Origin of the sequence: Paenibacillus glycanilyticus, from assembly GCF_023715145.1 — a bacterium.
Classification (GTDB): Bacteria; Bacillota; Bacilli; order Paenibacillales; family Paenibacillaceae; genus Pristimantibacillus; species Pristimantibacillus glycanilyticus_A.
Genome location: NZ_JAMBNP010000002.1, coordinates 715,778 through 735,805 on the forward strand (window position 1 = coordinate 715,778; position 20,028 = coordinate 735,805).

The 20,028-nt window shown below is 50.0% G+C and carries 24 protein-coding genes; all 24 read left to right on the forward strand.

What is annotated here, in order from left to right:
* Nucleotides 1–45: 45 nt before the first annotated feature.
* The 24 genes from prsW to M3194_RS08730 all read left to right on the forward strand — a co-directional run bounded on the left by prsW (nt 46) and on the right by M3194_RS08730 (nt 19,917).
* Nucleotides 46–744 carry a glutamic-type intramembrane protease PrsW gene (gene prsW / locus M3194_RS08615; protein WP_251653002.1) on the forward strand — a complete coding sequence of 233 codons (699 nt, stop codon included), beginning with the start codon at nt 46–48 and terminating at the stop codon, nt 742–744.
* 51 nt (nt 745–795) lie between these two features.
* Nucleotides 796–951, forward strand: coding sequence for a hypothetical protein (locus tag M3194_RS08620; RefSeq protein ID WP_251653003.1), 156 nt, complete (start codon nt 796–798; stop codon nt 949–951).
* A gap of 73 nt (nt 952–1,024) precedes the next feature.
* Complete coding sequence (gene ypeB, locus M3194_RS08625; protein WP_251653004.1) at nt 1,025–2,383, forward strand: germination protein YpeB; 1,359 nt, start codon at nt 1,025–1,027, stop codon at nt 2,381–2,383.
* A gap of 60 nt (nt 2,384–2,443) precedes the next feature.
* Entirely contained in the window at nt 2,444–3,100 is a 657-nt protein-coding gene (locus M3194_RS08630; RefSeq protein ID WP_251653005.1) for a flagellar brake protein, read from the forward strand.
* Between the two features lie 76 nt (nt 3,101–3,176).
* Entirely contained in the window at nt 3,177–3,359 is a 183-nt protein-coding gene (locus M3194_RS08635; RefSeq protein WP_251653006.1) for a hypothetical protein, read from the forward strand.
* Nucleotides 3,360–3,703: 344 nt separating this feature from the next.
* On the forward strand, nt 3,704–4,408 hold the full coding sequence (gene cmk / locus M3194_RS08640) for a (d)CMP kinase (RefSeq protein ID WP_251653007.1): 705 nt from the start codon (nt 3,704–3,706) through the stop codon (nt 4,406–4,408).
* Nucleotides 4,409–4,412: 4 nt separating this feature from the next.
* Nucleotides 4,413–4,988, forward strand: a complete 576-nt coding sequence (locus tag M3194_RS08645) for a lysophospholipid acyltransferase family protein (RefSeq protein ID WP_251653008.1) — start codon at nt 4,413–4,415, stop codon at nt 4,986–4,988.
* 78 nt (nt 4,989–5,066) lie between these two features.
* A complete protein-coding gene (gene rpsA / locus M3194_RS08650; protein ID WP_251653009.1) occupies nt 5,067–6,305 on the forward strand; it encodes a 30S ribosomal protein S1 in 1,239 nt (412 codons plus the stop codon).
* Between the two features lie 140 nt (nt 6,306–6,445).
* Nucleotides 6,446–7,090: a YphA family membrane protein gene (locus M3194_RS08655; RefSeq protein ID WP_463674783.1), complete on the forward strand. Its 645-nt coding sequence runs from the start codon at nt 6,446–6,448 to the stop codon at nt 7,088–7,090.
* The gene (locus M3194_RS08660) at nt 7,087–8,001 is read left to right on the forward strand and encodes a YIEGIA family protein (protein ID WP_251653011.1); all 915 of its coding nucleotides are present in this window, start codon (nt 7,087–7,089) and stop codon (nt 7,999–8,001) included. Before M3194_RS08655 ends, M3194_RS08660 begins: the two co-directional genes overlap by 4 nt.
* Nucleotides 7,994–8,173 carry a capping complex subunit for YIEGIA gene (locus M3194_RS08665; RefSeq protein ID WP_251653012.1) on the forward strand — a complete coding sequence of 60 codons (180 nt, stop codon included), beginning with the start codon at nt 7,994–7,996 and terminating at the stop codon, nt 8,171–8,173. Before M3194_RS08660 ends, M3194_RS08665 begins: the two co-directional genes overlap by 8 nt.
* A gap of 80 nt (nt 8,174–8,253) precedes the next feature.
* Nucleotides 8,254–9,576: a ribosome biogenesis GTPase Der gene (gene der, locus M3194_RS08670; RefSeq protein ID WP_251653013.1), complete on the forward strand. Its 1,323-nt coding sequence runs from the start codon at nt 8,254–8,256 to the stop codon at nt 9,574–9,576.
* A gap of 12 nt (nt 9,577–9,588) precedes the next feature.
* Nucleotides 9,589–10,197: a glycerol-3-phosphate 1-O-acyltransferase PlsY gene (gene plsY / locus M3194_RS08675; protein WP_251653014.1), complete on the forward strand. Its 609-nt coding sequence runs from the start codon at nt 9,589–9,591 to the stop codon at nt 10,195–10,197.
* Between the two features lie 8 nt (nt 10,198–10,205).
* On the forward strand, nt 10,206–11,240 hold the full coding sequence (locus M3194_RS08680; RefSeq protein WP_251653015.1) for an NAD(P)H-dependent glycerol-3-phosphate dehydrogenase: 1,035 nt from the start codon (nt 10,206–10,208) through the stop codon (nt 11,238–11,240).
* 94 nt (nt 11,241–11,334) lie between these two features.
* Nucleotides 11,335–11,607 (forward strand): stage VI sporulation protein F, encoded by a 273-nt coding sequence (locus M3194_RS08685; RefSeq protein ID WP_251653016.1) that lies wholly within the window; start codon nt 11,335–11,337, stop codon nt 11,605–11,607.
* Between the two features lie 126 nt (nt 11,608–11,733).
* Nucleotides 11,734–11,913: a DUF2768 family protein gene (locus M3194_RS08690; protein WP_251653017.1), complete on the forward strand. Its 180-nt coding sequence runs from the start codon at nt 11,734–11,736 to the stop codon at nt 11,911–11,913.
* 46 nt (nt 11,914–11,959) lie between these two features.
* The gene (locus M3194_RS08695) at nt 11,960–12,256 is read left to right on the forward strand and encodes a 2Fe-2S iron-sulfur cluster-binding protein (protein WP_251653018.1); all 297 of its coding nucleotides are present in this window, start codon (nt 11,960–11,962) and stop codon (nt 12,254–12,256) included.
* A 31-nt stretch (nt 12,257–12,287) separates the two neighbouring features.
* Nucleotides 12,288–12,899 (forward strand): hypothetical protein, encoded by a 612-nt coding sequence (locus M3194_RS08700; protein ID WP_251653019.1) that lies wholly within the window; start codon nt 12,288–12,290, stop codon nt 12,897–12,899.
* Nucleotides 12,896–13,243 (forward strand): 2Fe-2S iron-sulfur cluster-binding protein, encoded by a 348-nt coding sequence (locus M3194_RS08705; protein ID WP_251653020.1) that lies wholly within the window; start codon nt 12,896–12,898, stop codon nt 13,241–13,243. Before M3194_RS08700 ends, M3194_RS08705 begins: the two co-directional genes overlap by 4 nt.
* 21 nt (nt 13,244–13,264) lie before the next feature.
* A complete protein-coding gene (locus tag M3194_RS08710; RefSeq protein ID WP_251653021.1) occupies nt 13,265–14,029 on the forward strand; it encodes a hypothetical protein in 765 nt (254 codons plus the stop codon).
* 279 nt (nt 14,030–14,308) lie between these two features.
* On the forward strand, nt 14,309–15,787 hold the full coding sequence (spoIVA, locus tag M3194_RS08715; protein WP_251653022.1) for a stage IV sporulation protein A: 1,479 nt from the start codon (nt 14,309–14,311) through the stop codon (nt 15,785–15,787).
* Between the two features lie 300 nt (nt 15,788–16,087).
* The gene (locus M3194_RS08720; protein WP_251653023.1) at nt 16,088–17,215 is read left to right on the forward strand and encodes a sugar ABC transporter substrate-binding protein; all 1,128 of its coding nucleotides are present in this window, start codon (nt 16,088–16,090) and stop codon (nt 17,213–17,215) included.
* A 201-nt stretch (nt 17,216–17,416) separates the two neighbouring features.
* On the forward strand, nt 17,417–18,931 hold the full coding sequence (locus M3194_RS08725; RefSeq protein ID WP_251653024.1) for a sugar ABC transporter ATP-binding protein: 1,515 nt from the start codon (nt 17,417–17,419) through the stop codon (nt 18,929–18,931).
* Nucleotides 18,928–19,917 carry an ABC transporter permease gene (locus tag M3194_RS08730; protein WP_251653025.1) on the forward strand — a complete coding sequence of 330 codons (990 nt, stop codon included), beginning with the start codon at nt 18,928–18,930 and terminating at the stop codon, nt 19,915–19,917. The genes M3194_RS08725 and M3194_RS08730 overlap by 4 nt, the downstream gene beginning before the upstream one ends.
* The last annotated feature ends 111 nt before the right edge of the window (nt 19,918–20,028 follow it).

Below are 20,028 nucleotides of genomic sequence, written 5' to 3' on the forward strand. Positions count from 1 at the left end.
GCGGCGGGAGCGCTCCGCCGGGTGCCTGGGAGGTGAAACATCGAATTGCTAATGTTTTCTGTGCTGACTGCCGCGGTGGCCCCTGGGGTTTCGCTGCTTACGTATTTGTATCTAAAGGACCGTTATGATGCAGAGCCGATTCATATGGTCGTTCGTATGTTTCTGCTCGGTGTCCTCATCGTCGTGCCGATCGTTGTCATCCAGCGCGGCTTGCAGCTGTGGTTTGGCGACAATCAGCCTGTTCTGTTCTCTTTTGTAGAATCGGCCGGAATTGAGGAATTTGTGAAGTGGTTCGTCTTGTATCACATGATCTATAACCATACGGAGTTCGATGAACCGTATGACGGAATCGTGTATGCAGCTTCGATCTCGCTTGGCTTCGCTACTCTTGAGAATGTATTGTACGCGATTTACTCGCCATCGACCTTTGGAACGCTGCTCATGCGAGCGCTGCTGCCCGTATCCGGTCATGCGCTATTTGGAGTGATGATGGGCTATTACTTAGGCAAGGCCAAGTTCGCTACAGCTTCGAAGCGCAATATTTATCTGACGATCTCTTTATGTCTTCCGCTGCTGCTGCACGGAGCGTATGACTATATTATGATTTCGTTCAAGACTAACTGGATGTTTGTAATCGTTCCGTTTATGGTGGCTCTGTGGGTGTGGGGTCTCCGCAAAATGAACAATGCCAATTCCCGTTCGCCTTTCCGCTTCATCAGCCGCGAGGATGAGGTTAAACTGTAAATCTTCCGTCCATAATGGTTAGTAATAATCATTATAATGACGGAGGCTGGAATGGAACCAAGGGTTAAGGTAACGATACGGTGCAATGTATGCGGCGAGAAGTTTGTTCTGCGCGGCAGACGCGATAAAGGAATGATCGACACCGGCTTCAAGCAATGCATTTGCAACAACATGAATGACCTCGATATTGAAGAACACAGCATTTGACACAGATGCATAAAGCTCCCTTCTGCAAACCAAACTAACGCTAGGTTTTGCAGAAGAAAGGAGCTTTTTTGTTATGTATAAACGACTAAGCGCGGTGTTGTTCCCGATCATGACGCTTTTTCTAATCGGCTCAGTATATTGGGGCTATCAAGAGCATCAAGAGAAAAACTCGATTCTTATAAAGGCTGAGAACCAGTACCAGCGTGCTTTCCACGATCTCACCTACCATGTGGAGCAGCTGCATCAACAGCTCGGGAACACGCTTGCCGTGAACTCCACCTCCCAAAGCTATCATCGCAAGGGGCTCGTGAATGTATGGCGTCTGACCAGCGAGGCGCAAAACGAGATTAACCAGCTTCCTCTGACGATGCTGCCGTTTAACGAAGCCGAAGATTTCTTGTCGCGCATCGCTAACTTCGCCTACAAGACTTCGGTTCGGGATCTGACTAAGCAGCCTTTATCCGAGGATGAGTTCAAGACTCTGAAAACCTTGTATGCCAAGTCGGACGACATCTCCAAAGATCTGTTCAGCATGCAGGAGAAGGTACTGAACGATCATTTGCGCTGGATGGACGTTGAGGTTGCGCTGGCAAAACAGAATTCGCCTAACGACAATACGATAATCGACGGGTTCAAGACGGTCGACAAGAAAGTAAGCGAATATCCTGAAATCAACTGGGGACCGTCCGTAGCAAGCATGTACCAGAAGCGTTCCATTAATATGCTGAGCGGCAAAATGGTTACAGCTGACGATATTAAGAAGCATGTATCGGAGTTCATAGGCGCGAAACCGGCTGAAATCCGCGTCGTGGAGAACGGCAAGGGTACCGAGTACTCCTCCTTCTCCGCCACTGTAACGGAACCGAAATCCGGTCAAAAAATGCAGATGGACTATACGCAAAGAGGCGGCAAGCTGATCTGGTTCATGGATTCCCGTGATATCGGGGAGAAAAAGATCGATCAGGGCAAAGCCCAGGCTTCCGCGGAAAAATTCCTGAATGACCATGGTTTTAAAGACATGAGGGCAGTCAGCTACAATATGTACGACAATACAGGGGCATTTACCTTTGTCAGCACGCAAAACGGCGTGCTTATCTATCCGGAGAAGCTAACCGTTAAGGTTGCGCTTGATAACGGGGAAGCCGTTGGCCTCCAAGCCAACGATTATGTATATGAGCATCATAAGCGCAGCCTGCCAAAGGCGAAGCTTGCCAAAGCGGAAGCCCGCAAGGCGCTTAATCCGGAATTCAAAGTAGCTGGCGAACAGATGGCGCTGATCTTGAATGAAATGGGCGAAGAAGCCTTGTGCCATGAATTTACCGGCAGGGTGAACGGCAGCGATTACCGGATCTACATCAACTCGGAGACGGGTGTCGAAGAAGCGATCGAGGAGCTGTCACCGCTCGACAAACGGACAAATTCCGGCAAATAACGATATAGCTCCCCTCAAATAGGCGTGTTATAATAAACACCAATATGGGAGGGGAGCCAATTGTTGCCTAGAGTAAACCAAATGTTGTTTTTCGAGATCGCTTCTGCTGATGAGGAAGAGGCAGCTGCCCAGTACAAAACCAGAATTGCAGATGAGCTGGAAGATGGTTTGCTTATCGAGAATCCGCTCAATACAGCAACAGGCCGGATGAAGCGGCTTTTTCTAGGGGACGAGCTGTCGGTCTATTATTTATCGGAAGACGGCATTAAACATTATTTCGATTCCCACGTCATTGGCTTCCGGGATGATGATGTTGTCAAGCTGATCAAGATCCGCAGACCGGACCCGGCCCGCATTACAAAGGTACAGCGCCGTCATTTCCTGCGGGTTGCCGCAGACCTTGAAATCGCGGTGAATTTATCCGGCAACATTCGTTTTGTTACGGTGACCGACGATGTAGGCGGCGGCGGCATTTCCTTTATTTGCGACGGCAAATGGTCGATTAAGGCCGGTATGGAGATGGACTGCTGGCTTCTGGTTCCGTATAAGAACGGCACGCTGGAGCATTCTTCCTTCAAGGCAGAGGTTGTTCGCGTCGTTGATCTCGTAACAGGTCGCAAGCAGATTATGAGTAAGTTTATTGCGATCAGCGACAGCGAACGGCAGAAGATTATCAGATTCTGCTTCGAGAGACAGCTGGAATTCAAAGGAAGATAAGCTTGTTTTTGATTGCATAAGATTGGACCTGCCTGCACATCCTATTCTGAAAAAACAGGAAAAGGCAGGGATTTCGGTGCGGATTACGGAAGATGAAGAAGAGTTGAAGAAGCAGATGGATGCCGTCTCGAAACGGCTGGTCAAGGTTGCTTTTATTCTTATAATCGGAGTGATTCTAGCGCAATTTATGCTCCAAAACGACAACATAAGACACTGGCTGACAGATGTTGAGCACTGGGAAGGTGAGGCATACCGCTAGGCTTTTAGCCCGGAGGGACAGCGTTTTTGGGCATCTGTCGTTTTTGCATCTGCGTTTATTGTGTGGTATAATTTTCACGATCGCAGGCGGTGCCTGCTTTTTTCTTGAATTCTAAGCTTTATAAGTCATATCTTATAAAAAAAGGCTTAGCATTCTCCGGAATTTATACATATTTCCGGTAATCTTTTGTTGGCAGCGGTTCATTAGAACCGGCCAAGCCGTAAATGCTTGAGAGGTGCATCAGCATTCGGCCATTCTTTCGATAAGCTTAGGCTATCGATGCAAGAATCATCACGAACAGCCCAAACAGGCTGCTTGTGTGTTAATTCTTTTGAGGAGGTAGGATGTTGGTGATGCAGCAAGACGGTGACAGCGACCGGATTAACATTGCGATAGACGGTCCTGCCGGTGCAGGCAAGAGTACGGTCGCGCGCAAGGTTGCCGAACAGCTAGATTACATTTATATCGATACAGGTGCGATGTATCGGGCCGTAACGCTCAGCGCCCAAAGGGCGGGAATTGAGCCGCGGGACGGCGAGAAGCTGGCTGAGCATGCCAGGACGCTGGATATTAGACTGGCGCCGGGCGAGAGCGGGCAAGCCGTTTTCTTGAACGGCGAGGATATTACGGATCTGATCCGTTCCCGGGAAGTCACGCTAGCCGTATCGCATATCGCAGCGAATGAAACCGTAAGAGAATTGCTTGGCAGACTCCAGCGGCAATTGGCAGAGCGCAAAGGCGTGGTCATGGACGGCCGGGATATCGGTTCGCATGTGCTGCCAAACGCGGAGCTGAAGATTTTCCTAACCGCATCCGTTTCAGAACGCGCGCAGCGCCGCTTCAAAGAGATTGCGGGAACGCAAACGATTACTTTGGAGCAGCTTGAACAGGAAATTGCGGAACGTGACCGGCTTGACGAACAACGAGAGATTTCTCCGCTTATTTGTGCCAAGGATGCTCTTGTCCTCGACAGCACATCCATGTCAATCGATGAAGTTGCGGCTTCAATTGTGAAATTAAGCCGAACCAAATTGGCGGAGGCGAAGTAAACTAATGTTATATGGCATTTTTAGAGCAGTGTTTAATTTCCTATACGGACTATTGTTCCGGCTTGAAGTTCACGGGCTGGGGAATATCCCGAAGGAAGGATCCGTTATCCTCTGCTCAAACCACATAAGCTTGCTGGACCCTCCTGCTGTCGGCATCAGAGTGCCGCGCAAGGTTCATTATATGGCCAAATCCGAGCTGTTTAAGATCCCGGTGTTTGGTCCTCTTATCCGGGCCTGGGGCGCTTTTCCGGTCAAACGGGGCGTTGGCAAGGATGCGATCCGTTCCGCGCTTAACCTTCTTGGCGAAGGGAAAGTGATGGGGATCTTCCCGGAAGGCACGCGAAACAGCGATGGTGCGGCGGCGAAAAAGGGCGCGGCGATGATTGCTTACCGCAGCGGCGCAGCGATTATACCTGTAGCGGTTGTGGGCAATTATAAGCTATTCCGTAAGACGAGAGTATACTACGGCACACCGGTTGATATTTCCGCAATCATAAATGAATCCTCACCGGATAAGCTGGACCGTATTACGGACGCCATTATGTCTCGCATTTATGAGATGATTGAGAAGAACAAATAAAGTTGTTTTAAATTCTGCGTTCCATTCGAGAAAGCAGATTTAAATAAAGTTGGGGTATGAATTGAGGAGGTTATTTCCATGTCAGAAGAAATCAACGTTCAAGACCAGGCAGCATTGGACAACTTTGTGTCCTTGAAAAAAGGCGATACAGTAAAAGGTACGGTCATCAAAATCGATGATAACCAAGCTTATGTAAGCCTTGGATATAAATATGACGGTGTGATTCCGGTTCGTGAACTTTCCGCGGTACAACTGGATAACGCAGGCGATGCCGTTCAAGTTGGCCAAGAGGTTGAACTGAAAGTTGTCAGCATCGACGACGAGAAGGAAAAACTCGTTCTGTCGAAACGTCTTATCGACGGCGAGAAAGCTTGGGACGTTCTGCAAAGCCGTTTCGAGAGCGGTGAAGTATTCGAAGTTGCCGTAGCCGATGTTGTAAAAGGCGGCCTTGTCGCTGACGTTGGCGTACGCGGCTTCATCCCGGCTTCCATGGTAGAGCGTCATTTCGTTGAAGACTTCAGCGATTACAAAGGCCGTACGCTCCGCGTGAAAGTGAAAGAAATCGACCGCGAGAACAACAAAGTCATCCTGTCGCAAAAAGAAGTGCTGGATGCTGAGTTCGAACAAAACAAACAACAAGTCATTGCCGGCCTGCAAGTGGGTCAACAGCTGGAAGGTACCGTGCAACGCCTGACTCCGTTCGGCGCATTCGTGGATATCGGCGGTATCGACGGTCTGGTTCACGTATCCGAGCTGTCGTGGCAGCATGTTGCTCATCCGAAGGATGTAGTATCCGAAGGTCAACAAGTAACGGTTAAAGTACTTAAAGTTGATCCTGCAGCAGGCAAAATCAGCCTGAGCATCAAAGCAGCTCAACCAGGTCCTTGGGAATCCGCTGCTGGCCAATTCAACGTTGGCGACATTGTAACAGGTACGGTTCGCCGCCTCGTTACTTTCGGCGCATTCGTTGAAATCGCTCCGGGTGTTGAAGGTCTTGTACACATCTCGCAAATCGCTCACCGTCACATCGCAACTCCTTTCGAAGTATTGAAAGAGGGTCAAGAAGTGCAAGCGAAAGTGCTTGATTTCAACGCTGCCGAGAAACGCGTAAGCCTGAGCATCAAAGAAACAGAAGAAGCTCCTGAACAGCCTGCTGCTTCCGAGCAAGCTCCAAGATCGGGTAAACCGCAACGTGAGCGTACTCCACAGGTTAAGCCGGAAGATTTGGGCAATAACCCGAATGTCAGCTTGAACAGCTCCAGCATGAGCTACTCGCTGGCTGAACGCTTCGGCGACAAGCTGAGCAAATTGAAATAATTTAATATTGATGAATGAGAGAGGCCATGCCTGATTGCAATTAATCAGGCATGGCCTCTTTTTCTGTTCCCGATTTGCAATAATCGGGAATAGCCCCTTTTATTTGGAGCATAATATGTCAACGAGAGGTGATCTTGCTTGTGAATGCCGGATATATTTCAATCTGGATTATGCTCATGGCTTTCATATTAATAACTACCGGATGGTCGAACCTTGTCGGACTATCCGTGAAGAACAGAAAATGGGTGTTTCTTGCTCTGGCAGTCTGCGCGGCGCTACAGCCGATCAAGGAGACCTTCCATATCGGGCAGGTTCAAATTCATGTCTTTGCGGGCACTATTCTTCTGATGCTCATCACCCTGCTTGCGATGCGAGGACCGTTAGTCTGGGATTCCAGAGGTTACCTTCTGATTTGTGCCCTGCTTGCGGGCATGATCTGGGGAAGCGTCAGGAAAATGTATAGCGTTGACCCTGTGTTTTTCTGGCTGGATCCTTTCCTGGACGGGCCGGTTGTCGCAGGTGTGCTGGCATCGGCTTTTTCCACGAAGGGCCAACATCAGTTTACCGTACTGCTGTTTGCCGGTGCTGCAGCAGAGCTGGTTCATGCCTTGCTGCAGCGCGGGGTGTATGAGGCATCTATCGGCTCCCTGCAATGGTGGGATAGCTTATGGATCGCTTTTGCTACTGCACGAGTCATCAGCCTTTTATTTCAGGCCGTCCGTACCGGCGTTGTCCGTTTTATAGCTATCCCATGGAGGAATAAAGGAGGAAGCTCACCCAAATGAACGCTTATCTAGTTGAGCACAAAATGTTATTAGGCGTGCTGCTCGGAATTGTATTCGGGATCATATCACGGCTTATTATGCTGACTACCGATTACAGGCAATACCCGACTTATCCTCACGGGCGGATTATCCACATCTCCCTTGGAGTTATTGCTGCGGCGCTCGGGGCCGTTGCGGTCCCCGCGCTTTACAATAAAGACTACACGGCGATTACCTTTTTGTCGCTTGCGGCGCAGCAGTTCCGGGATGTGAGGAAGATGGAGAGAGAGACGTTGACCAAGATCGACAGTCTGGAGCTTGTCAGCCGCGGTTCCACCTACATAGAAGGCATTGCCATGGTATTCGAGGGACGTAACTATCTCGTTATTATGTCGGCACTGGTGACTAGTCTGTTCGCGATTATCTGGAATATTTATTTAGGCATTGGCGGAGGAATTCTGTCTCTGTTGTTTGTCCGTTATCTGAAATCAGGCAAAACGATATCCCATATTTGCCGTACGGAAGGTGCCGCGGTGCGGGTTGACGGACCGGACCTGTTCGTCGGGGATATTTACATTATGAACGTTGGCTTGCAGGCCAATCAGGAGATTATCAAGAAACAGGGTATGGGCTTCATTCTGACGCCATATAACCCGAACGGGAAAGTAACCATCAGCAATCTGGGGCAAAGACAGGCGATTCTATATGACCTGTCGACTATCCTGGGCGTGTATAGGGACGATGGGGAGCCTGCTCTTATTCCGATGGCGAAGCTGGATATGAAGGACGGCAGGCTGGCTGTCTTTTTCCTCCCGCAGGAACTGGATATGACGAAAGCGCTCCAGGTCATTAACAAGGTGCCGATTCTGGAATCGGCCGTTCGCATGCCTACGGAAGCTTCGGTTAATAAGGAGGCTGCCAATAATGGCTAAGATTATAGCGGTTGTGGCAATAGAACATGAGAAAGTAGGCGGCGGCGCGCCTATTTTTATTGAGCCGGACGAGAAAGCGATGCAGCAGACCGCCTTTCTCCTCGAGAAAATATTGGATGCCAGCGCGCATGACCTGAAAAACGGAACGATTGTCATTGTAAACCATCATTAAAAGATGAAAAGTTAGCCAAGAACGTTGTTTTTTGCTATGATGATAGTCGTGAGTATTTCTGAAGGAGTGAGCATTGACCTATGGCAAGACCCGTTATTGCAATAGTTGGTCGCCCGAATGTGGGCAAATCCACCATTTTTAACCGGGTGGTTGGCGATCGGCTGGCAATCGTTGAAGATAAACCGGGCGTAACCCGGGACCGTCTTTATAGCCCAGGAGAATGGAATGGTAAAGCATTCAGCATCGTAGATACAGGCGGTATTGAAATCGATGGTGAAGACGAAATTATGAAATCCGTCCGGATGCAGGCTGAGCTTGCAATTGAAGAGGCGGATGTCATTATCTTTATGTGCGACGCGAAATCAGGCGTTACGCATGCGGATGACGAAGTGGCGCAAATGCTGTTCCGTTCCCGCAAGCCGGTTGTTCTGGCTGTCAACAAAGTGGACAACTTGAACCGCATGGACGAAATTTACGAGTTTTATGGCCTGGGCTTCGGAGAACCGATTGCGATATCCGGTTCGCACGGACTCGGGATCGGCGACATGCTGGATGCAGCCATTGAGAAGCTCCCTGAGCTTGAGGACGACGGTTATGATGAGGATGTCATCCGCGTAGCTTTGATTGGACGTCCGAACGTAGGCAAATCCTCGCTTGTTAATGCGCTGCTTGGGGAAGAGCGCGTTATCGTCAGCAACGTGGCGGGAACTACGCGCGATGCCATCGATACGCCATTCGAGCGTGACGGCCAGCGTTACGTGTTGATTGATACGGCGGGTATGCGCAAACGCGGCAAAGTTTACGAGTCCACGGAGAAGTACAGCGTAATGCGGGCACTGAAAGCTATCGAACGTGCCGATGTCGTGCTGGTCCTCATTAACGGGGAAGAAGGCATTATTGAGCAGGACAAACATATTGCCGGTTATGCGCACGAAGCGGGCAAGGCTTCGATCTTTGTCGTGAACAAATGGGATGTTGTCGAGAAAGATGACAAGACCATGCAGGATTTCACGCAAAATATCCGCGACCATTTCCTGTTTATGACCTACGCGCCAATCGTCTTTTTATCTGCGAAGACAAAACAGCGCTTGCATAAGCTGCTTCCAGTCGTGAACCATGTATCGGAGCAGCATGCGATGCGGATCCAGACGCATCTTCTTAATGATGTGGTGTCGGATGCGGTTGCTTACAATCCTCCGCCGACGGATAAAGGCAGACGCCTCAAAATCAATTACGTGACGCAAGTGGCAACCAAGCCACCGACGATCGTTATTTTCGTAAACAATCCGGAGATGATGCACTTCTCGTATGAGCGGTACCTCGAGAATAAGATCCGCGCGGCCTTTGATTTCGAAGGCACGCCAGTCCGTTTGTTCACAAGAAAGAAATCGGATGAAGATTAGGGGAGAAGACGCTTGATATACGCTGTAATCGCGGTTGTTCTGAGTTATTTGCTCGGCTCGGTATCGTTCAGCATCGTGATCGCCAGACTAGTGAAAGGCATTGATATCCGGGAGCACGGCAGCGGCAACGCAGGCGCAACCAATACAATTCGTGTCCTGGGAAAAGGACCGGGCCTGCTTTGCTTCGTGCTTGATTTCGGAAAAGGAATTGCCGCGGTCTTCATCGGCCGCTGGCTCGGGCTTGATGAAGGTGTCGACTGGACGCCCGCTATTTGCGGTCTCGCCGCCATTATAGGACATAATTGGCCGATCTATTTCAACTTTAAAGGCGGCAAAGGAATTGCGACAACAATTGGCGCGCTCGCCTCGCTTGCCTTTGTACCTGCAATTATCGCCGGAGTTGTCACGATTATCGTAATTGCCATAACCCGTTATGTATCGCTTGGCTCGCTTATTTTCGCGGCTTTGACCCCCGTACTTATTTCGATTTTCTATTATTCCGCTCCCGTCTTAACGGTCAGTCTCATTCTGTGCGTATTTGCCTTCGTACGGCATCGTACGAATATTGTAAAGCTGCTGCAAGGAACAGAGAACAAGCTTGGTGCTAAGAAAGGATCGTGATCGGAAGGATGTCGCAAGCAAAGTCGGAACATAAAAGGCGCGCGGCGGTACTGGTTGCAGGCAGCTGGGGAACCGCGCTTGCCGCTGTACTGGCCGGCAATGGATATGATGTACGGCTGTGGACACGGTCTGCCGAGCATGCGGAGCAGATGAATACGAGCGGGACGAACGAGAAGTATCTGCCGGGCGTCACTCTGCCGTCATCGCTTCATGCGACAACGGATATCGAGGAAGCGCTTAGGGACGCGGAGCTGGCTTTGTTCGTAGCCCCTTCATCAGCGATGAGGGCGGTAGCCAAGCAGGCGGCTCCTTATCTGGCTGAAGGCACTTTGGTTGTTCACGCAACAAAAGGCTTTGAAGCGGATACATTGAAACGGATGACAACCGTCTTGTCGGAGGAGCTGAACCGAACTGCCGAGAAGATTGTTGTTCTGTCCGGACCAAGCCATGCCGAAGAGGTGATCCGCAAGCAGCCAACAACGGTAGTTGTGGCGTCTGCGGAATTGAAAGCGGCCGAGCAGGCTCAGGACGCCTTTATGAGCACCTATTTCCGCGTCTATACGAATCCGGATGTAGTTGGTGTCGAGGTTGCGGGCGCCATTAAAAATATTATCGCGCTTGGCGCGGGGCTATCGGACGGACTGGGCTTTGGCGACAATGCCAAAGCGGCTCTGCTAACCCGCGGTCTCGCGGAAATCAGCCGGCTTGGTACGGCTATGGGGGCTAACCCGCTTACCTTTGCCGGTCTTGCGGGCGTAGGCGATCTTGTCGTTACCTGTACGAGCAAGCACAGCCGTAACTGGCGCGCGGGCTCCATGCTGGCCGACGGCACGCCGCTTGAGGAAGTGCTGGAGCGGATGGGCATGGTCGTGGAAGGCGTGAGAACAACCCGGGCAGCCAATGAGCTTGCGAAGCAATATGACGTGCAGATGCCCATTACGGCTGAGCTGTACAGCGTACTCTTTGCGAACAATTCACCGAAGTCTGCCGTTGAGAATTTGATGGGCCGTTTAAAGACGCATGAAATTGAACAGCTAGACTAAGACACGCGCCTATACCATTCATTTCCCCCTCTCATATGATGTTGCAAGGCGAATGCTTATAAGGTCCGCAGCGATATTGAAGGAGGGGAATGTAATGGCTAAAGATCTTTCCAAAGATGTTCTTAACGCAATAAACAAGAAAACAGGCAAAAACATTTCCGAGAATGCGGTAAAGAAGTTGGCAAACGGGGTTTCGGCATCTACGATGCAGAACGAGGATGAGCTCCGCAAGCTGATCAAGCAGGTTTCGGATATGGCTAAGGTTCCGGTATCGGATAAAACAATGAATGACATTGTTAAAGCCGTGAAAGCCAGCGGCATGAGCATAGGCGGTATCGAATCTCTGATCAAAATGATGATTAAGTAAGGATCTGGTCAAAAAAGTCTGCTGGGATTCAGCAGATTTTTTTGGCTTTTTTTGTCCTTTTTTATGCATGATGTTATAATGAGTGTTGCATTTATTACGGTTATCGACTAGGGAGTAGATTAGTTCATGGATCCAATGACGAAGATGTGGGTATCTTTAATCGGAATCGGGTTGATGGCGATCGCAGCCGTTATGATTACGTTTGCCCGCTTAAAGACCAAAGGCATTATAAAGTTTACGTTATCCTTTGTTTCCTTTATTCTGCTTGTATTTGGTTTTCTGTGCGGGCTGATAGCCATTATTTAATAAAGACAACCATACATAAGAACAGCTTGAAAGGAATACTAATCGCATGATTGAATTGAAGGGGAGAACCAAAACAGCGGTTGTTGAAGCCGAGATTGGCGTGACGCTGCTAAAGCTGGCGCTGAAAGCGAAGGTTGACTGGTCTTCGAATTGCACCCGCGGTACTTGTGCCAGATGCCGCTGCTTCATTGAAGAAGGAGGCGCCGCGCTAGAGGGGATAACGGATGCCGAGTGGGACCGGATGGAGCCGGAGGAATTCGAAGAAGGTTACCGTCTTGCTTGTCAAGCTATAGTCAAGAGCGGTGAAATGTCGATTAAGGCAATAAACAAGCCGTATTTCTAGAGTCCGATACGCTGGGGAAGGATGTGCAGTAATGAACCATCATACACCAATAGAGAACGCTCTTGCTGCCATCGTCCGGGCACTTGCGGGAGTGGAGGCTGCGTGGGTCCTGGGAGGCAGCAGCGGGCTGCTGCTGCGTGGAGTGCCGCTTCCCGCCATGCCAAATGATATTGATTTGTACGTAGATGACGATGACTATGATCAGATCTATGAAATACTGAAGCCCTTTGCTACGGATGCCAAGCTGCTAAGCGAGTGCGGCAATTATCGTTCGGTGCTGAGTCATTTTATCGTCGAGGGGATATCGGTTGAGCTTGTCGGAGGCTTCATCGTGCGGGCAGACGGCTCACGCTATATAACGGAGGTCAGAACCCTGTTAAATCCGCATTCGGAGAGCTTTGCTGTAAAGGATGCAGAAGGGGTATGGGATGTTCGAGTTGTTCCGCTTGCGCATGAGCTATGGTTCAACCTGCTTCGCCGCCGTGAGGATCGGATAGCGATGATTATTGACCATTATATGAAGGATGAAACCCGTCATGAGGAAGCAAGAAGACTTATCGAGAAACGCAATGTATTAACCGTTGAAGCGAGAAAACAAATGCATCAGCGGCTTGCTTACCGACAGGCAGGTGCCGTCAAATGAGCGCAAAGGTAACCTTCTGGCCCTCTGGAGTAGGCATCGAAGTGAAGCCGGGGACTTCCGTCCTGTCGGCGGCAAGAAAAGCAGGCGTACTGATTCAGACGCGCTGCGGCGGTAATGCGGCTTGCTTTATGTGTAAAGTGAAAGTACGTCCTGGCAGTGATCTGATGCCGATCGCGGACGAAGAACGGCGGAAGCTGGCCGGGCTTGAAGCAGAAGGCTACAGGCTTGCTTGCCAAGCGAAGGCGAGAGGACAGGTAGAGGTGGATGTTCCGCTTGATCCGCTTCGCGCAGCCGTTCAGAAGCTGCTTGCGAAGCAGGCGGAAGAAAACGATGATTTATGGTAGAACGAGGAGGAGCAGCAAGCGATGTTGGATAAGAAAAGGATGCGAATGACCGGAGCGGCGGGCCGCTTTGTTATGCTTGTTATTTTGACCGTGGCCGTGCTGTCCTTAAGCGGCTGCATGTATCCAAAGAGTGAACTGAAACAAAACCAGGCTGCGCCCAAGGAAGCGGTTCGCAACGTCCAGGCGGCCATCGAGCAGTATCAATCCGAGACCGGCATGCTCCCGATGAAGAACAGCGACGAGGATACGCCCGTCTATGAAAAGTTCCTTGTTGATTTTGCCCAGCTGAAGAACAAGGGGTATTTGAGCTCAATTCCGACAGCAGCTTTTGAGAATGGCGGCAATTATTACTTCCTAATTATTAACGAAGAGACCAAGCCGCAGATCAAGCTGATGAACCTGGTCACCTACCAGCAGATTAACGATATCCAAAGCTGGGTCAATGATTACAAAGGCAGCCATGACGGCCAATTGCCCAAAGGCGAGCAGGCGTATCCGGGCTATTCTTACATAGATTATAAGGCAATGAACAAGAAGTCGCCGGATCTGCGCAGCGAGTACTCTTCCCAGACTCTCGCAGCTATCATGGACGATACCGGCCGCGTCTATACGGATTATGGGATAGACATCATGCAGGCGGTCCAGAAGAAAGGCGATGCGGAGCCTGGTGCCGATGCCGACCTTCGCGCCGTCCTCGTCGATTCGGATATGTATGTCCCGGTAAAAGCCCCGGTCTATCACTGGGTTAATAAAGAGCCGCAGGCTGTTTCAACAGAGACTAAATAAGCCGGGAACGCTTCTGTTTCGAAGTCCTCATTACCGTCCATTACGGAGCGGTAATGAGGATTTTTTGGTATAGAAATCTTTACATCTTCATATAACTCAATCTTGGAAGGGCAAGAACGTGACGACTCAGGGAAAAATTGTGAAAGGATCGGAATAATCGGTAGGCTAGGACAATATGATATTACTAGTCCAACAAAGCTGTACGAGTTGCGTCGCTGGCCTGCCCTCTTGTCCGGTGGAAGGCGGCGAACCGGAAAATCAATTGGGAGGGGATATTCAGTGGAGAAAGTGGACATTTTCAAGGATATAGCCGAGCGTACCGGCGGGGATATTTACCTCGGGGTAGTAGGGGCTGTCCGGACGGGCAAATCAACGTTTATTAAGCGGTTTATGGAAACGGTCGTGCTTCCGAATATTGCTAGCGAAGCCGAGCGCGTCAGAGCCGTTGATGAACTTCCTCAAAGCGCCGCGGGTAAAACGATCATGACGACCGAACCGAAATTTGTGCCGAATCAAGCGGTGCAATTACGCGTCAGTGAAGGACTGGATGTAAACGTCAGGCTTGTGGACTGCGTTGGTTACGCCGTTGAAGGGGCGAAAGGCTATGAGGATGAGAATGGTCCTCGCATGATTACTACGCCTTGGTTCGACGAACCGATCCCGTTCCAAGAGGCGGCGGAGATCGGCACCAGAAAAGTCATTCAGGAGCATTCGACTCTTGGCGTTGTTGTTACAACGGATGGCTCAATCGCTGAAATTCCTCGTGCATCGTATGTAGAAGCCGAAGAACGCGTTATCAGCGAGCTGAAGGAAGTCGGCAAACCGTTTGTGCTTATCATTAACTCTACGCGCCCTCGCAGCGAAGAAGCGATTCAGCTTCGCGGGGAGCTGCAGGCCAAATACGATATTCCGGTTATTACGATGAGCGTCGCAACGATGGGCGAAGAAGAAGTAATGTCCGTCCTGCGCGAAGTGCTCTACGAGTTCCCGGTTCATGAAGTCAACGTCAATCTGCCAAGCTGGGTAATGGTGCTGAGCGAGAACCACTGGCTGCGCAGCAACTATGAGAACTCCGTTCGCGATACGGTGAAGGATATTCGCAGATTAAGAGACGTCGACCGCGTTGTCTCTCAATTCTCCGATTATGATTTCATTGCCAGAGCCGGCCTTAGCGGCATGAACATGGGGCAAGGCGTGGCAGAGATCGATCTCTTCGCGCCGGATGAGCTCTATGACCGCATCTTGATGGAGGTTGTAGGCGTAGAAATCCGCGGCAAGGATCATCTCCTCCAGCTGATGCAGGAATTCTCGCATGCGAAGCGGGAGTACGATCGGTTCGCGGAAGCGCTCGAGATGGTCAAAGCAACCGGCTACGGCATTGCGGCACCAACTCTTGCGGAGATGGCGCTGGATGAGCCGGAGCTTATCCGTCAAGGCTCACGCTTTGGCGTAAGGCTGAAGGCTACCGCACCTTCGATCCATATGATCCGCGTCGATGTCGAATCCGAATTCGCGCCGATTATCGGATCGGAGAAACAGACCGAAGAGCTGGTTCGCTACTTAATGCAGGATTTCGAGGCAGATCCGATCAAGATCTGGGAGTCCGACATCTTCGGCAGATCGCTTCATTCCTTAGTGCGTGAAGGCATCCAGGGCAAGATCGCCATGATGCCAGACAATGCGCGCTACAAACTGCAAGAAACGCTGGGCAGAATTATTAACGAAGGCTCCGGCGGACTCATTGCCATCATCCTGTAATGCTAGAATAGAGAACGGTTGAACCGGCTTTGCGGCCGGATCAGCCGTTCTTTTTGCGTGGAAAGGCTTTAATCCGCCAATGTAACAATTTATTCATTGCAATTATGCGTTGCGATTACTATAATGGCAATTATTGAACGTTTCGATCTTTTTCGACAATATTATTCGTCTTTGTCGAACAATTCCCATTTTCGTGAAATAATACTTAAATTCCGATTGACATACTTGGTAAAAATGATATGATTACAAATAGATTATTCATCTATCATTTGGTTAGATAAAAAGGGAGAGAAGAAGGACATGAAAAAATGGGGTAAACTTTCTTTGACGCTGCTTGTTGCGATCGTTCTTGTTATTGCATCGGCATGCGGAAACAGCAAAACGAACAACAATTCTGCTAACTCTGAACCTAGCAACAATGCTGCTAACGCATCAGAGACACCGGCAGCTTCTGGCAACAGCGAGCTTGACGCATTGAAAGGCAAGAAAGTCGCACTCGTTATGCAGTTTAATACAGGTACATTCTCTTCGCAATATGTAGAAGGCGTGAAAGAGCAAGTCGAGAAATTCGGCGGCACTGCGCAAGTATTCGCTTCGGACAACGACCTGGCGAAAATGTCCTCTAACCTAGATGCAGCAATCAACCAAGGCTTTGACGGCATTCTGATTGACCACGGTCAAGCGGGAGCACTCGAGCAAGGAATCAAGAAAGCAAAAGAAAAAGGCATCAAAGTTGTTGTATTTGACGCTGACGTGAAAATTGACGGCGTACCTGTTCTTCAACAGGATGACCAATCGATGGCTGAACTGACGCTTGAGCAGCTGGCAAATGACGCTGGCGGCAAAGGCAACATTGTTAAAGTATGGGTAGCGGGCTTTGCTCCAATGGAACGCCGCCAAGTAGCATATAAAGCATTCCAAGAGAAATATCCAGACATTAAAGAAATCGCAGCATTCGGTAACGCGAACAACCCGGCAATCGATACGCAAGCGCAAATGGAAGCTATTCTTAAGCAATACCCGAACAAAGGCGACATTACGGCTGTATGGGCAGCATGGGATGAGTTTGCAAAAGGCGCAGCACGCGCAATCCAGCAAGCAGGCCGTACAGAAATTAAAGTATACGGTATCGACATGAGCGATGAAGACCTGCAAATGATTCAAGACAAGAACAGCCCTTGGGTGGCATCGGCTGCTGTAGATCCTAAAGATATCGGCCGCGTTCAAGTCCGCACGTTGTACAAAGAATTCAAAGGCGAAGCTAACGATCCGCTTGTAGTCCTGAATGCTGTGTACGTACACCGCGATAAACTGCCGGCTGAGCAAGTAAGCACAACTCAACTGTCCCAGTACATCGAAGGATGGGGAAGCAGCACGCAAAACTATGAAGACTGGATGAAAGAGCTGGAAGCTGCTAACGGGAAGTAATCCTTAGGCTTGCGAAGCAAGAATTGCTTCGCAATTCTTTTTAAGGTAATGCTTACGAAGTAAGAATTGCTTCGCAATTCTTTTAAGGTAATGCTTACGAAGTAAGAATTGCTTCGCAATTCTTTTAAGCTAATGCTTACGAAGTAAGAATTGCTTCGCAATTCTTTTAAGCTCTAACGAAACGCTGGAGAGGTGCACAAGATGAGTGTTGCAAAGCAATTGCAAATGAAGGGGATCCGGAAAGCTTTTTCCGGCGTCCCCGCCCTCCGCGACGTCGATTTCAACCTGCTTAGCGGCGAGGTTCATGCGCTGCTAGGCGCTAATGGCGCCGGCAAGAGCACGCTGATGAAAATTTTATCGGGTGCATACAGCCAAGACGAGGGTACCGTTACAATCGACGGGCGACAGGTTCATATTGGTTCACCCGGGGATGCCAAACAAATGGGCATCCATTGTGTTTATCAGGAAGTTGATACGGCTCTTGTTCCTCAGCTGAGCGTTGCGGAGAATGTAATGCTCGACAGGATTTCAAGCAAGGGCAGCAGCTTATGGCTGAACTGGCGCAAGCTGGAGAAGCAGGCGGTAGAAACCTTGGCGAGACTTGGAGCTACGATCCCGGTCAAGAAAAAGGCAGGGGAATTGACGCTTGCCGAGAAGCAGCTTGTTCTGATTGCCAGACTGCTGACTGAAAAAGCTAAATACGTTATTTTTGACGAGCCGACCGCACCGCTTAGCCTGGAAGAAGCGGAGCGGTTATTCCGTGTTATTGGACAGCTGAAGGAAGAGGGGATCGGGATCGTGTATATCTCCCACCGCCTTCCGGAAGTGTTTCAGCTTTGCGACCGCATAACCGTTATGCGTGACGGCGAACGAGTCATGACGGAGCCAACCTCGGCCGTATCGATAGATGATGTTGTACAGGCTATGCTTGGCCGTGTATTCGAGGAAGAGTTCCCGAAAACGGAGGTTCCGATTGGAGGACCGCTTCTTGAGGTATCGGGCGTTACACGCGGCCATCATGTCCGCAATGTCAGCTTTCATGCGCGCAGCGGCGAAGTAGTGGCGGTTGTTGGTCTTGTCGGAGCGGGTAAAACCGAGCTGTCGAGAGTACTGTTTGGTGCGGATAAAGCAGACAAGGGCAGCGTTACGATTGCCAAAAAAGTGATCAAGAATATTGAACCGGCCGATGCCATCGCGGGCGGGATTGTGCTTGTGCCGGAGGAACGCCGGAAGCAGGGCATTCTTGTCGGGGAATCCGTTCAGAATAACTTGAGCTTGCCGATCCTGAAGCTGATGACGAGAAGCGGCTTCCTGTCGGGCAAGAAGGAGTCAAATAACGCGGCGGCGATTATCGGCAGGCTGGGAATCAAGACCTCTTCTTCCCAGCAGAAAACCGGCCAGTTAAGCGGCGGTAATCAGCAAAAGGTGTCCATCGGCAAATGGCTGCCGACGGGTGCGGAAGTCTATTTGTTCGACGAGCCGACTAAAGGCGTAGATATCGGGGCAAAAAGCGATATTTTCCGGATTATCGGCACACTTGCGGAGCAAGGAAAGGCTATTGTTTATTTAACATGTGAATTTGCAGAAGCGATGGGCATAGCCGACCGGATTCTTGTCATGTGCGATGGAGCAATCGTGAAGGAATTTGGCCGGGGTGAAGCCACGCAGGAGCTGCTGATGCTGTATGCGAGCGGCGGCAAGGAGGAGCAGGCATGAGAGAGAAGTCATTGGATTTCGTTTTTAAATTTGGATCATTACTTGTTATTGCCTTAGTCATCCTATTCTTCTCGATGTGGGATGAGCATTTCTTTACTTACGCGAACTTATCTGATATTCTGCGGTCGATCTCCATCACGACGTTTGTTGCGATTGGCGTTACCTTCTCTCTGACGGTAGACGGCTTCGACTTGTCCGTAGGCTCTACCGTATCGCTAACGACGGTTGTAACGGCAGCCTTCATGGTCTGGTATGAGCAGCCGTTAGTCGTCGTTATCGTAGTTGCGCTTCTGATAGGTGCTTTGGTAGGCTTGTTAAATGCGCTTCTGATCGTCAAGGTCCGCATTCCGGACATGCTGGCGACACTTGCTGTTATGTACATCGTTGGCGGTATTCACAAGACTTATACAAAAGGTTATTCGATCTACAACAATATGCCTATGCCTGACGGCTCTACGGCCCCGGGCAAGTTCAGCGAATCGTTCTTGTGGCTGGGACAAGGCAAGCTGTTTGGGGTTCCGGTACCCGTCGTGCTGATGGTTATTGCCGTTATTGCCGTTCATCTGTTCTTCAAATACACCAGATGGGGACGCCAAATGTATACGACCGGCGGCAACGAAGAAGCTGCTCGCCTCTCCGGCGTAAGAGTACGACGCATTCGTACGGCTGCCTACGTCGCTTCTGGCATCTTCGCAGCAATCGGCGGTATTTTGTATGCGGCGCGCGTAGGAACCGGTCAGATCGATGCTGGCGCTCCTATGATGATGGAATCGGTTGCTGCAGTCTTTATCGGGTACTCGGTGCTCGGAGCCGGCCGGCCGAACGTAATTGGCACTTTCTTTGGCGCCATCCTGATCGGGGTGCTGCTAAACGGAATGACGATGATGAAAGTGCAGTACTATGCCAATGACATCATCAAAGGCATTGTGCTCGTGCTTGCGCTGGCGGTTACCTTTATTCATTTGTCAAGAAGACGCAGCGGATAAGAAGAAAAATAAATGAAAGTGTCGCTAACCTCTACAGGCTACTTGAAATTGGAAAACGGCTGTATTACTATAAGTTTGTTTGATGTTGAGGTATATTTTTCAAGTTTTCAG

Bases quoted from the DNA above. Each gene is read 5' to 3' on its own strand.
- M3194_RS08620 (WP_251653003.1), top strand. From the start codon at position 796: ATGGAACCAAGGGTTAAGGTAACGATACGGTGCAATGTATGCGGCGAG.
- ypeB (WP_251653004.1), top strand. From the start codon at position 1,025: ATGTATAAACGACTAAGCGCGGTGTTGTTCCCGATCATGACGCTTTTT.
- cmk (WP_251653007.1), top strand. From the start codon at position 3,704: ATGTTGGTGATGCAGCAAGACGGTGACAGCGACCGGATTAACATTGCG.
- M3194_RS08645 (WP_251653008.1), top strand. From the start codon at position 4,413: ATGTTATATGGCATTTTTAGAGCAGTGTTTAATTTCCTATACGGACTA.
- rpsA (WP_251653009.1), top strand. From the start codon at position 5,067: ATGTCAGAAGAAATCAACGTTCAAGACCAGGCAGCATTGGACAACTTT.
- M3194_RS08660 (WP_251653011.1), top strand. From the start codon at position 7,087: ATGAACGCTTATCTAGTTGAGCACAAAATGTTATTAGGCGTGCTGCTC.
- M3194_RS08665 (WP_251653012.1), top strand. From the start codon at position 7,994: ATGGCTAAGATTATAGCGGTTGTGGCAATAGAACATGAGAAAGTAGGC.
- der (WP_251653013.1), top strand. From the start codon at position 8,254: ATGGCAAGACCCGTTATTGCAATAGTTGGTCGCCCGAATGTGGGCAAA.
- M3194_RS08680 (WP_251653015.1), top strand. From the start codon at position 10,206: ATGTCGCAAGCAAAGTCGGAACATAAAAGGCGCGCGGCGGTACTGGTT.
- M3194_RS08685 (WP_251653016.1), top strand. From the start codon at position 11,335: ATGGCTAAAGATCTTTCCAAAGATGTTCTTAACGCAATAAACAAGAAA.
- M3194_RS08690 (WP_251653017.1), top strand. From the start codon at position 11,734: ATGGATCCAATGACGAAGATGTGGGTATCTTTAATCGGAATCGGGTTG.
- M3194_RS08695 (WP_251653018.1), top strand. From the start codon at position 11,960: ATGATTGAATTGAAGGGGAGAACCAAAACAGCGGTTGTTGAAGCCGAG.
- M3194_RS08700 (WP_251653019.1), top strand. From the start codon at position 12,288: ATGAACCATCATACACCAATAGAGAACGCTCTTGCTGCCATCGTCCGG.
- M3194_RS08705 (WP_251653020.1), top strand. From the start codon at position 12,896: ATGAGCGCAAAGGTAACCTTCTGGCCCTCTGGAGTAGGCATCGAAGTG.
- M3194_RS08710 (WP_251653021.1), top strand. From the start codon at position 13,265: ATGTTGGATAAGAAAAGGATGCGAATGACCGGAGCGGCGGGCCGCTTT.
- M3194_RS08720 (WP_251653023.1), top strand. From the start codon at position 16,088: ATGAAAAAATGGGGTAAACTTTCTTTGACGCTGCTTGTTGCGATCGTT.
- M3194_RS08725 (WP_251653024.1), top strand. From the start codon at position 17,417: ATGAGTGTTGCAAAGCAATTGCAAATGAAGGGGATCCGGAAAGCTTTT.
- M3194_RS08730 (WP_251653025.1), top strand. From the start codon at position 18,928: ATGAGAGAGAAGTCATTGGATTTCGTTTTTAAATTTGGATCATTACTT.